12 protein-coding genes and 1 riboswitch are annotated in these 12,527 nt (G+C 38.8%); of the genes, 8 read left to right on the forward strand and 4 right to left on the reverse strand.

Going from position 1 to position 12,527, the window contains the following annotated elements:
• Positions 1-73 precede the first annotated feature (73 nt).
• Genes queE through queC form a run of 3 tightly spaced genes read right to left on the reverse strand, consistent with a single transcriptional unit; the run spans position 74 to position 1,927 of the window.
• Positions 74-802 carry a 7-carboxy-7-deazaguanine synthase QueE gene (gene queE / locus NST21_RS21740; RefSeq protein WP_340891163.1) on the reverse strand — a complete coding sequence of 243 codons (729 nt, stop codon included), beginning with the start codon at positions 800-802 and terminating at the stop codon, positions 74-76.
• Positions 795-1,265, reverse strand: coding sequence for a 6-carboxytetrahydropterin synthase QueD (gene queD / locus NST21_RS21745; RefSeq protein WP_053347411.1), 471 nt, complete (start codon positions 1,263-1,265; stop codon positions 795-797). Before queD ends, queE begins: the two co-directional genes overlap by 8 nt.
• Complete coding sequence (gene queC, locus NST21_RS21750; RefSeq protein ID WP_056521783.1) at positions 1,265-1,927, reverse strand: 7-cyano-7-deazaguanine synthase QueC; 663 nt, start codon at positions 1,925-1,927, stop codon at positions 1,265-1,267. The genes queD and queC overlap by 1 nt, the downstream gene beginning before the upstream one ends.
• Positions 1,928-1,985: 58 nt before the next feature.
• Positions 1,986-2,028, reverse strand: a riboswitch (PreQ1 riboswitch).
• A 197-nt stretch (positions 2,029-2,225) separates the two neighbouring features.
• Here queC and NST21_RS21755 point away from each other — a divergent pair.
• The 8 genes from NST21_RS21755 to NST21_RS21790 all read left to right on the forward strand — a co-directional run bounded on the left by NST21_RS21755 (position 2,226) and on the right by NST21_RS21790 (position 10,988).
• Positions 2,226-3,905: a methyl-accepting chemotaxis protein gene (locus tag NST21_RS21755; RefSeq protein ID WP_340891165.1), complete on the forward strand. Its 1,680-nt coding sequence runs from the start codon at positions 2,226-2,228 to the stop codon at positions 3,903-3,905.
• Positions 3,906-4,429: 524 nt separating this feature from the next.
• Positions 4,430-4,642: a hypothetical protein gene (locus NST21_RS21760; RefSeq protein ID WP_340891167.1), complete on the forward strand. Its 213-nt coding sequence runs from the start codon at positions 4,430-4,432 to the stop codon at positions 4,640-4,642.
• 791 nt (positions 4,643-5,433) lie between these two features.
• The gene (gene pgsB, locus NST21_RS21765; RefSeq protein WP_340891169.1) at positions 5,434-6,615 is read left to right on the forward strand and encodes a poly-gamma-glutamate synthase PgsB; all 1,182 of its coding nucleotides are present in this window, start codon (positions 5,434-5,436) and stop codon (positions 6,613-6,615) included.
• Between the two features lie 15 nt (positions 6,616-6,630).
• The gene (gene pgsC, locus NST21_RS21770; protein WP_340891172.1) at positions 6,631-7,080 is read left to right on the forward strand and encodes a poly-gamma-glutamate biosynthesis protein PgsC; all 450 of its coding nucleotides are present in this window, start codon (positions 6,631-6,633) and stop codon (positions 7,078-7,080) included.
• A gap of 10 nt (positions 7,081-7,090) precedes the next feature.
• The gene (locus NST21_RS21775; RefSeq protein ID WP_340891174.1) at positions 7,091-8,386 is read left to right on the forward strand and encodes a CapA family protein; all 1,296 of its coding nucleotides are present in this window, start codon (positions 7,091-7,093) and stop codon (positions 8,384-8,386) included.
• Between the two features lie 81 nt (positions 8,387-8,467).
• Positions 8,468-10,054, forward strand: coding sequence for a gamma-glutamyltransferase family protein (locus NST21_RS21780; RefSeq protein ID WP_340891176.1), 1,587 nt, complete (start codon positions 8,468-8,470; stop codon positions 10,052-10,054).
• A 70-nt stretch (positions 10,055-10,124) separates the two neighbouring features.
• Entirely contained in the window at positions 10,125-10,274 is a 150-nt protein-coding gene (locus NST21_RS21785) for a CapE family protein (protein WP_340891178.1), read from the forward strand.
• A 78-nt stretch (positions 10,275-10,352) separates the two neighbouring features.
• Positions 10,353-10,988 carry a poly-gamma-glutamate hydrolase family protein gene (locus tag NST21_RS21790; protein WP_340891180.1) on the forward strand — a complete coding sequence of 212 codons (636 nt, stop codon included), beginning with the start codon at positions 10,353-10,355 and terminating at the stop codon, positions 10,986-10,988.
• A gap of 82 nt (positions 10,989-11,070) precedes the next feature.
• Here NST21_RS21790 and NST21_RS21795 read toward each other — a convergent pair whose 3' ends face one another.
• A complete protein-coding gene (locus NST21_RS21795; protein ID WP_340891183.1) occupies positions 11,071-12,273 on the reverse strand; it encodes a C40 family peptidase in 1,203 nt (400 codons plus the stop codon).
• Positions 12,274-12,527 lie beyond the last annotated feature (254 nt).

The following is a 12,527-nucleotide window of genomic DNA, read 5'->3' on the forward strand; positions in this document are numbered from 1 at the left end:
TTTAGTTTATTTTCCGTATAAAAAAAGCAGTGTGATTGATCTTGCGCATCACACTGCTTCTTACTCTCTTCCTTTACACTCCCCGCTTATTTCCCCATATATACGTATGCAGCTGCGGCAGCACTTTCACATTTCTAAGTTCATCATCAGATATTACTTTATCAATTAGCTCTTCATATTTTTTCAAAAGTCCGCTAATCAGCTGCTGATCATTAGCCGTCCTGCTGTCATCATTGCCAACCTGCAAATAAAAAGGAATATCCGGGTACCGGAAATGTACGTTTTTGGCATACTGATAATCTTCATCATCAAAGACTACAACCTTCAACGAGACATGATTATCGGGATTTCGATTGGCAAGATTAGATATTATTCGATCAAGCACCTCAAAGTCCGTGTTCATCCTAGAACTCGGCGGCTTAGGTGAAATAGTCAGTTCATCAATATCGAGAAACCAATCCTGCCAACGGCTTCCCTGCGTTTCCACGCCGATTTTCATTCCATTATCTTTTAAAATTGCTATCAAGCCATCTAGATTTTTCAGCAGTGCTGGATTTCCACCTGATATTGTAACGAAGGAAAAGCCCTCACCGCCAATTCGCTTCAGCTCATCCCATATATCTTCGGCAGTCATTTGAACTGTATCTTCCTTACCAGTGCCGTCCCAAGTAAACGCGGAATCACACCAGGCACAAGAATAATCGCATCCTGCCGTCCGAACAAACATGGTCTTTTGTCCGATGACCATGCCCTCCCCTTGGATTGTCGGGCCGAAGATTTCCATAACAGGCAGTTTACTCACTTTCCATCCACTCCCGTCTAGCTTCAGCATAACTCGTCGGCGTTTCATATAGACGAACAAATTCGACTCTAGCACCCTCATAATTCTTGGTTAAAAGGGCTTCGGCCATTTTTTCATAAATCCAGACAACCATATTTTCAGCTGTTGTATTCATGAGCGGCAGTGTTTCATTCAAATAACGATGATCAAGGTGGATTTCAATCTCATTTTTCCAAATTTCTTTGATGTCACCAAAATCTATCATCAAACCGCGTGAATCCGTATATCCGCTCAATCCGAAAATGACCCTATACGTGTGGCCATGCAAGTTCTTGCATTTGCCTTCATAGTCATGAAGATGGTGCGCGGCATCAAAGGTGAATTCCTTGCTGACCATGACCCGCTTACTTGAGTAGTTTAATTGATTCCGCTGAATATCTTTATCTATTTTTTGAAGCTTATCCACGATAGTAAAACCGTACATTATTTAAGCACCTGCCGTCTGCTTACATAGTCATCCAACCCTTTTTTCCGAAGCTTACATGCCGGACACTCACCACAGCCGTCGGATATAATCCCGTTATAACAAGTCAGAGTCTTCTCACGGACGAAATCAAACGCGCCAAGCTGATCCGCAAGCTCCCATGTTTCCTCTTTATTCAGCCACATAAGCGGCGTATCAATCACAAATGACTGGTCCATCGACAAATTCAAGGTCACGTTCAACGATTTAATGAATACATCGCGACAGTCTGGATATCCGCTGAAATCCGTCTCGCAGACACCAGTGACAATATGCTTAGCCCCAATTTGGCTTGCCAATACACCGGCAAACGAAAGGAACAGCAAATTCCGCCCTGGTACAAACGTTGACGGCAGTTCCCCGTCTTCTCCGTCCTCTACTGCGATATCACTTCGCGTTAACGCATTCGGCGCTAGTTGGTTCAACAGCGACATATCCAGAATATGATGGGTAATGCCCAGTTCCTTAGCAATCTTTTGCGCGCATTCGATTTCCAAGCTGTGCCGCTGATTATAATCAAACGTAACCGCTTCTACTTTCTCAAATCGCTCCATTGCCCAGAACAAACACGTCGTACTATCCTGTCCCCCGCTAAACACAACCACTGCCTTTTCCTTCTTCATCATTTCTATAAAACTCCTTTTTACGGAAAAAAACAGCACCCTAAGAATAGAGTACTGTTTCTCCTTAGTTTTTTTGAGAGGGTAGCTAGAACCTCTTCCGCCTAGCGGAATATTATATTTTTCCAAATTAATAGTAACTTTAATATGAAAAGAAATCAAGAAGTTTATATCAAACTGATTATTAGACCGAATGGTAAAGTTTGTTATACAACATATCTTCCCTTACCTCCTTAAATATCCTATTATTTTTCCGATAAAAAAGGGTAAACAAAAAATATAGCAAAAGGGGTCCATTAACGTGAAAAGTATTAAAGGAAAGATATTGGTGGCATTTTCACTTATTATATCTTTGTGTATCATCTTAGGAGCATTTAATATCTATAGTAGCAATAAGTCACTTGTGCATTCCAAAGATATTATTAAACATGAATTGCCGGTTCTTATTGATGAAGAACAACTACTCAATAATCTTGCACAAAGAAGCGCACTCGCAAGAGGCTATATTCTATTTGGCGACGAAAGTAATAAAGAGAGGTTCTTAAAATATACCGAAGAAAGCAAAGTCATTCAGGAGAATCTTTTAGCCTTGAGTGATTCTGACAAAATGAAGGAATTGATTCAGAAAAGCGTGGATTGGAGAACGATTATTATTGACCGCGTATTTACACAATATGATCAAGGAAATGAAGAACGCGCTAAAGAAATACTAAAGGATGAAGTTGCACCAATAAGCAATGAATTGATGGATGGGTTTAGGGAGCTAGCTTCCGAACGCGAGAAATCGATTGTCGCTTCCGGAGAAATCGTCATCGCAAGTGGAGAATCAGTTAAAACGACTAGTATCATTATATCCATTGCCGCTGTCATCATAGGCCTTCTGCTTGCGCTTGTAACAGCCAATATTATTACAAAACCTCTCCTTAAAATTAGGGACAGAATGAAAGTAGTGGCGAATGGTGAGCTGAACCATGAACCTTTAGAGCAAAAGTCAAATGATGAAATTGGAGAATTAACGCTGTCCTCCAACCAGATGCAGAAAAACCTTAGTGATACTATCGAAAAAATGCTAGTTGTCTCTGAATCTGTTTCGAACCAAAGTGAAGACTTAACTCAAGCAGCAAATGAGGTCCAACAAGGCAGCAGACAGATTGCGACTACCATGTTCGAGCTATCGGAAGGTTCAGAGTCTCAAGCCAACCGAGCAGCTGATATGGTCCATATGATGGAAGAGTTCACCAGAAAGATCCAGCAGGCCTATTCTTGCGGGGAAGAAGTTTCCCAAAGCTCCACCGAGATTCTATCCTTGACCAAGGAAGGAATCATATTAATGCGCAACTCGGTCCAACAAATGAAAATGATTGATGAGATTGTCAAAAATGCTGTCGAACAAGTGAAAGGACTTGACTCACAATCAAAGGAAATCTCACAGCTTGTACAGGTCATCAAGGATATTTCCAATCAAACCAATTTATTGGCCTTAAATGCGGCTATAGAAGCTGCACGCGCCGGCGAACATGGAAAGGGCTTTGCCGTCGTTGCAGAAGAAGTACGAAAACTCGCTGAAGAGGTCACACATTCAGTTGGGGATATCACAAATATTGTCACAGCTATCCAAACTGGTTCAAAAACCGTCGTCCACTCTTTAGAAGATGGATACACACAGGTAGATGAAGGCACGAGACAGATTACCCTCACCGGCCAAACCTTTGAAACAATTAATAATTCAGTCGGGAACATGGGTACAAAAGTACAGCATATTACAAATGACTTAAACTATATCACTACCAATAGTATAAAAATCAACCAAGCTATCGAAGACATCGCAGCCGTGTCTGAAGAGTCTGCGGCAGGTATTGAACAAGTCTCCGCCTCCGCCCAGCAATCCAGCTCTTCGATGGATGAAATCACTAATCATGCCCGTGAGCTCGCCTCTGCTGCTGAACAGCTAACTGACCAGGTTAAAAAGTTCCAATTATGATACTAGCAATTTCCTGCGTGTTGCACGAGGGAAATTGCTTTTTTTGCTTTTCCTTTCTCCCCTCTACCTTCTATTTCCCTAATGTCTCTTTTATAGATTGTGTTTCGTTTTCGTTAATTTAGGGAATATATTACTAAACACAATAATAAAAAACATATGGATCCAGGCACGTATCAAACAAACATTTTGATTTATTTTCAGAATATTTAGTGTATAATACATATAACTACAAGAATATTTTTTTACCACTAAAATTAATAGTATCATCTACTTCTACTTCACCTACTTGCTGGCAAGTTCCAGTATCAAACGCTCATGATCCAAGCATCCCATTTTAACCAATTGCATAGGAACTTCTTCTCAAGAAGGGTCTTTTGTTATTATTCTTTCAAAAGTGAATAAAACACAACCAAATAACTAATAAAACGTACTTTTCTCTCCATTATTGTAAAAAAGGGTTAAGTTTCACCAAACCTATGTTACTATTAAACTAAGACCTTTTAACCCCACAAGGAGGAATTCATATGAAACGTTTTTTCAAATTCATAGCAGAGTTTAACGAAAAGAAAGCCCTAGAACGAGAAACGGACGAGTTCTTTCGCAAAGAATACGAAAATTATATGAAGATGAATTCTGAAAAACAAGGAAAAAAGAGATTAGCTCCTAAGCTTTATGTTATTGATGGTGGTAAAAAGGACTCCAATCCTGAGATTTCTGACAGAAAGAAATCCAGTTAACCTTAATTATTCCAGAATCAGCTACTTTCGTCGTGGCTCCTTTCCCACAAATTACGAATACTCCATAACTAGCGGAGATTTCTTACCCATTCTATTATTCTAAAAAATTCAAACGGAAAGCTCAGATATCCTTCTGAGCTTTTTTTCTTTTCATTCTTCTATTAACACCATATTAATAGAAGAAACTAGGCATTTTTCCAAAAAAATTGACTTGAATTTAGTTTATTTCATTTTAAAGAAAGAAGTCACGCTATAGCCCCATGGGTATTTTTCATCTAAAAAACCGAAAATCATAAAAAAAAGAGGGGTGTTCTTTTACTCATCTTTGTTCATATTCAAAAGAGTCCAACTATTTGAGTCGATAGATGCAATCTCTTACATTGAATGACAAATGCATGATTATTGTTACGTAGAAGTCAAACAAATGGGTATAAACAATTATTAAACTGTAATAAACCTCACTTTCAGAAACAATTCATTATACAAATATAGCCATTAAGAATTGGGTTCAAATACTCACGAAACTATTTTGATGCTATTCAAAATGAGTTTTTATTTACAATTTCCATATTTTAGTGTAAATGAACCGAGGTTTTACTGGATTTTCACCCATATCTTTGTACTCATAAAACATTTAATCATTTAGATACTATTACACTTATATATACATTTATTTGTAAAATACGATAATAACTATATTGCGATAGAATTTTTGACCCTTGCTTCTTAAGTTTAAAATCATGTAGTGTGTATTCAGTAAATCAAATATTTGAAAAAAGAGAGGTTAAAAAATGGCACCAATATTTATATGTGCAATCTTTTTGCTTTGCTTTGGCATAGTCGAACAAAAACGCCATCAGAAGCGTCTCGACTCCATCCCAGTACGTGTAAATGTGAATGGGATCCGAGGGAAATCGACTGTAACGCGTCTAATTACAGGAGTAATTCAGGAAGCTAAGTACAAAACAGTAGGTAAAACAACCGGAACATCAGCAAGAATGATCTATTGGTTTACGGACAAAGAAAAACCGATTAAACGTCGTCCAGAGGGACCGAATATTGGAGAGCAACGCCGTGTAGTTAAAGAAGTTGCCGATTTAGGAACAGAAGCATTAGTTTGTGAATGTATGGCTGTTCAGCCTGACTATCAACTAATCTTCCAAAATAAAATGATCCAAGCCAACATCGGAGTTATCGTAAATGTTCTAGAGGATCATATGGATGTCATGGGACCAACATTGGATGAGGTTGCACAAGCCTTTACAGCAACTATTCCCTATAACGGGCATTTAATAACCATCGAAAGTGAATATTTAGAATTTTTCAAACAAATTGCAAAGGAACGTAATTCGAAAATAATTGTTGCAGATAATTCAAGAATTTCGGAAGACTTTTTACGCGAATTCGACTATATGGTATTCCCGGATAACGCATCCCTTGCTTTGGCCGTTGCAGAAGCATTGGGCATTGATGAAAAAACAGCTTTCCGTGGCATGTTAAATGCACACCCGGATCCAGGTGCCATGCGTATCACTAAATTCGGAGACCCAATCCAGCCAACTTTCTTTGTAAATGGCTTTGCCGCAAATGACGCGTCATCGACGTTAAACATCTGGGAACGTGTTAGTACGTTCGGATACAGCACAGAAGATCCTATCGTCATCATGAACTGCCGTCCTGACCGAGTGGACCGTACAGAGCAATTTGCAAGAGATGTATTACCTTACATAAAATCTGAAATCGTCATTGCTATAGGTGAAACTACATCACCGATTACCCGGGTATTTGAGCAAGGTAAATTAGATACAAAAGAGTATTGGGATTTAGAAAACTGGTCAACTGAAGAAATCGTAGCCCGTCTCCGCCCATTAATGAAAAACCGAATTGTATACGGTGTCGGTAACATTCATGGTGCAGCAGAACCATTAATTGAAGCATTTATGAAATCTAAAACGAAGCAAAAAGCGAGTTAAGTAGGAGGAACCTTAATGTTTGGATCGGATTTATATGTAGCCCTAGTACTAGGGGTAACACTAAGCCTTATTTTTTCAGAAAAAACGGGTGTCGTGCCCGCAGGACTTATTGTGCCAGGTTATTTGGCATTAGTTTTTGACCAATGGCAAATTATGCTAGTTATTGTAACTATTAGTGTCGTAACTTATTTAATTGTCACTCACGGGATTTCTAGATGGGTGATTTTATATGGAAGAAGAAAATTCGCAGCTATGATGATAACCGGAATTTGTTTAAAGCTCCTATTAGATTTCGTCTATCCTGTCATGCCATTTGAAATTTTCGAGTTTCGAGGAATCGGTATAATCGTGCCCGGTTTAATAGCGAATACCATTCAAAGACAAGGAATGCCATTAACTCTTGGCAGCACGCTTCTATTATCCGGTTTAACTTTCGGCTTAATGAACGTGTACTACCTATTCTGAGGTGCATAAAATGAAACGAACTTTAAATGCAAAAGAAAAAACACTTATCTTTATTAAACATACGAAGACAAAGAATCTTAAGTACGCTGGAATCATTCTCCCTATTTTACTTATAACATTAGTCATTACCACTTGGATGGGACGGGCTGAAGAAGTGAACACAGTCGCTTCAAAATCGGATCAAACATTAACGATGACAATGGTCGGTGATGTGATGATGGGACGATATGTTGAAAAAGTGACAGATAAACACGGGTATGATTACCTCTTCCGTTACATGAAGCCCTATTTTACTGCTTCAGATTATGTTAGCGGAAACTATGAACACCCTGCTTTAAAAGAAGATGTATCTAAATACAAAGAAGCAGACACAGCGATTCGATTAAACTCACATCAAAGTGGTGTAGAAGCTGTAAAAAATGCTGGCTTCTCTGTAATGACCTTAGCCAACAACCATATGATGGACTTTGAAGAACAAGGCCTGCTTGATACAATTGATGAATTCAAAAGTGCGGATATGGATTACGTCGGTGTTGGATCAAATACTACAGATGCTAAAGCAAGTATCAATTATTCAGATGTTAATGGCGTACGTGTGGCTACTCTTGGCTTCACCGATGTTTATGGCAAGGATGCAGTATCCAAAAATAATCAAGCTGGTTTATTAAACTCTAATCCGGATTTATTATTTGAAATGATTGGTAAAGCTAGAGATGCTAAGCAAGGAAATGCAGACTTAGTTGTGGTAAATATGCACTGGGGACAAGAATACTCTACATCTGCTACATCACGTCAAACAGAATTGGCTAAAGCAGTCATTGATGCTGGTGCGGACGTTATCATCGGCCATCACCCCCATGTCCTTCAATCGTTTGATGTATATAATGACGGAATTATCTTTTATAGTTTAGGAAACTTTGTATTTGACCAAGGTTGGACACGCACAAAAGATTCAGCCATGGTTCAATACCATTTAGCAGAAGACGGACAAGCTACCATTGATGTCGTTCCCCTGCAAATTGAGGAAGCAACACCAAGACCAGCTACCTCTTCGATCGACCAATCACGAGTTTACCGTCAGTTGACGAAGGAAACTAGTGAAAAAGTTCAATGGTCTAAAAAAGAGAATCATATTGAGATTACCATGAATCATAAGAAGGTAATCGACCATAAGACACATCGTGAACAAGAGGAAAAAGCAGCGCAAGAAAAGAAAGCTGCACAACAAAAAAAAGCTGAACAAGAAAAGAAAGCAGCGCAAGCAGAGAAAACTGCTGTACATCAAGATATCCAACCAATACAGTAAACAACTATAAACAAACACGTGAATAAGAATCTTATTAGAGACGCACAACTTAGATGCTCACCGAAAAGAGGGGATCAATTAGTGATTAATCGTATGACGAGGAAAGTACTTCTTTCCCTATGTTTGCTTATATATTTAGCAGGATGTTCGGAGCCATCCCCTCTTTCTGACACGAATAAACCGATAGACAGTAAGTCAGCCAATCAATCGTATGGAGTTAGTTCTTCCAGCCCTATCGCAATAGATGTTGGAATGGAGATTTTGGATAACGGCGGAACAGCTGCAGATGCCGCGATTGCCGTATCTTATGTATTAGGTGTAACTGAACCCTATGGATCTGGAATTGGTGGCGGCGGCGGTATGCTGATTGTACCCGAATCCGAAGATCCCAATTTTATCGATTACCGTGAAACGTCACCTGAAGACCCAAGTTCAAAACACAATGCGGGCATCCCTGGCTTAGTAGCCGGCATGCAGGTTGTTCACGATAAGTATGGAAGCGTACCGATGGAAGATCTTCTTCAGCCGGCGATTGACCTGGCTGAAGAAGGATTTACAGTCAATGAAATGTTAACATCACGCTTAATCGCATCCCAATCAAGAGTTTCATCTGAAGAGACTCAAATATTTTATCCTGATGGTGATGCCATTAAACCAGGTAAAACTCTTACTCAAGAAAAACTTGCTGAAACATTGAAACTGATACAGCAGAAAGGCCCTGACGGTTTTTATAAACAGGACATCGCACGCGATATAAAAAGAAAAACAGACATCGACTTGATGGATTTAAAGCACTATGAGGTTAAAGAACGGGAGCCGGTTCAAGGAACATTTGCCGGGTATGACATTTTGTCAGCCCCTCCTCCCTTTTCTGGAATTACAGTTCTTGAAATGTTAATGCTTGCTGAGAAAACAAACCTTGGTGATTCTTCCGGCAAATCAGATTACATGAAGGAGCTAGGGGCCATCACAAACACTGCCTATCAAGACCGAGTTACTCATACTGGGGATGGAATCAGTGCCTCTAAGGCTGAACAACTACTATCCCCCATTCACCTAAGCAATCTGAAAAATAAGATCCAAGAGGGAGAATGGAAAAATATAGAGTCTGGAGATTCCGAAGAACATGAAAGTACAACTCACTTTGTGATTATGGACAAATATGGTACTGTCGTTTCTGCAACAAATACGCTCAGTAACTTTTTCGGTTCAGGTGATTATACGAATGGTTTCTTCCTTAACGATCAATTGAAAAATTTCCGATCCGGTTTGAATTCTCAAGATGCGTATAAACGGTCAAGAACCTTTACAGCACCGACGGTTCTCAAAAAACAAGGGGAAGAAACGATTGGAATCGGTTCACCCGGTGGTGACAGAATACCTCAAGTACTGATGCAAGTCCTTTATTCATATACACAGAATGAAGGCTCATTTCAGGATATTATTGACCGCTATCGGTTCGTCTTTGATGGAAAGACCATCTATACGGAATCTCGGCTTTCAAATGAAATAATCTCATCATTAGAAGATTCAGGGTATAACGTCGTTCAAAAGGTTTCCCCCATGTATTATGGCGGAGTTCAAGTTCTAGTTAAAAACGAGAAGAACGGCCGGTTATCCGGAGCTGGAGATCAAAGAAGAAATGGTAGCTGGAAAGCACAGCAATAAAAAGAGCATCCAGCGTACCAGTTCATCTTTAAACATATAAATTTTTAAAGATCTATAAGGGGACGAGAATATGAATATTGTAAAAAAAGTAACAAGCTGGGTTATCCCTGTTATTCTTATAGCAGGCCTGCTTGTAACCATGAATACGTTTAAACGGTCGGAAACATTAACACCGGATGAACAAAAGAAAATAGAACAATATACTAATATCCAAGAATAGAAAAAGCCGGGATTTCTCCCCTGCTTTTTTTATTTTTGATTTCAAGGGGTAATAATCTACAAATTGGGAGTGGAAATCATGCTGAAAAATAGCTATACAAATTTTGCTGAACTGCAACAGAAAGAACAAGAAAAAATTGATTACAGCATCACCGCTTATTACAGAAATCCTGATATAGCAGTCCTAGCCATACATGGAGGAAATATCGAACCAGGCACAAGCGAAATTGCTGTAGCTCTTGGAGAAAAACTGAATGCTAGCACCTATCTATTTGAAGGTCTGAAACAAAGAAATAACCAAATCCTCCATATAACATCCAACTTATTCGATGAACCAATCGGTGTTAGAATAGCATCTAACGCAATGACCAATCTCTCCATCCATGGTCATTATGACATTCATAATGCGCTAGTCTATATTGGCGGGAGAGATGAAGCCTACAAGAGCTTGATTGAACATTCCCTAAATCAAGCCGGATTTCAAACGGATGACGCACCTAGGCACCTTTCAGGCATGTGTGAAAGGAACCTCACAAATTTAAGTAAAACTGGGGAAGGCGTTCAATTAGAGCTCTCGACTAAACTACGAAAAAGTTTTTTCAAAGAAGATAACTTCACCAGAAAAAACAGGAAAAACCAATCGGAACTTTTGAATCGATTTGTCAGAGCATTAGAAAAGGCGACTATAAGTTATAAACAAAACTTTTATTCATAACATCTTTTATTATGTGAAATTAATTCAAAAAAAGACTACCCAGAAACATCTAAGTTAGTCTTGTGATCACTCGTATATATCATTAGTTCATAAGGTTTTCGACTTGACCAAAGCTTTCGAACTTCTCGGCAAAATAATCTGACTCAAGGTTGGAGATATGAACGCCAGCTTTCTCTGTTGTATGGATAAAACGGCCATCCCCTAGATATATACCTACGTGGGTTACGCCTAGTCTTGTACCTGTATCCCTAAAAAATACTAAGTCCCCTGCCTTTGGATTTTCGATTTTCGGCAACAAGGAAAAGTAGTCCTCTGCGGAACCGCGTTTTACTGAAAGGCCCTGCTCCTTCATGACCCAATAGATGAAACCGCTGCAATCCATTCCAATCATTGGATCATCTTCTCCGAAAACATAGGTAAATCCACGCAGAGTGTATGCATACTTAATGACATCATAAGCTTTATCATAGGAAGCCTCTTGATTTTCATAAAATGGATACAAGGCATTACTGTATATTTGAAGATACTGCCCCTGCATCAAGCTATCAGTTGGTAAAGCGTTACGCTTTTTGATCGTCTTAATCGAAATACCGTAATTAACCGATATGCTATTAAGTGTTTCCCCATTTTGAACGATATGCTCTCCCTTAGGTGTATACGTTTTATAAACGGCTTGGTATTTTGCAAAATATTCTTCTGTGGTCGATCTCACCTGAACTGTTTCTGCTCCATATCCAGAATTGACAAACTGATCTTTCCCCTGATAGATTCCAGCGGTCACGACTTTTGAACTGCCTCTTTCAAGAAAAAATATAATATCTCCAGCCTTAGGTGTATCTGTATCCATTCCTTGCTTATAATAACCTTCTACTGTCAAACGGTCGATGGGCACATTTTGTTGGGAGAGTACCCAATGAATCAATCCGCTAGAGTCAAATCCTTTTTTAGGCGTCTCTTCTCCAGCTGTTTTTTTAAATCCTGTAAAAGTTCTCGCGTAGTTTGCAATTTGTTTTCCTCTCTCCGCCCATTGATAGTTTGTAGGAGTATAAGCCGTATTAATGATTCGTATCTTCTGCCCCGCATATAACTTACCATCCGGTAAACCATTCGTCTTCATTAATTGCTCTTCCGACATATCATAAGTCAATGCAATCGATTCTACCGTGTCTTTAGAGGATACAGTATGAACTCGATCAGCCGCTTCAACTTTTACACCAGGGGAAAAAGTAAAACTAAACATGACTAGTAATACAAGCAAAATACTGCCTAATGTTCTTTTACCCATTTTAACCCTTCCTTTATAACCAGAAATATTTATTAAAACATGCAGTTATCTAGTCAAAACACTTGATTATAAAGATGTTTTTTTAAAATAAATCAGGTATATATATAACTTTTATCTCAATACCTTTTTCAACATCACAACTTAATACTCATCCACTTTTATAATATCGGTAATTACCCTATGCCTTTTATCCTGTTATCAACAAATATATATATATTTGTTTAGTTTTTTAACAAATTCCCACACCATTAATA

Origin of the sequence: Peribacillus sp. FSL K6-1552 (assembly GCF_038005205.1) — a bacterium.
Classification (GTDB): Bacteria; Bacillota; Bacilli; order Bacillales; family DSM-1321; genus Peribacillus; species Peribacillus butanolivorans.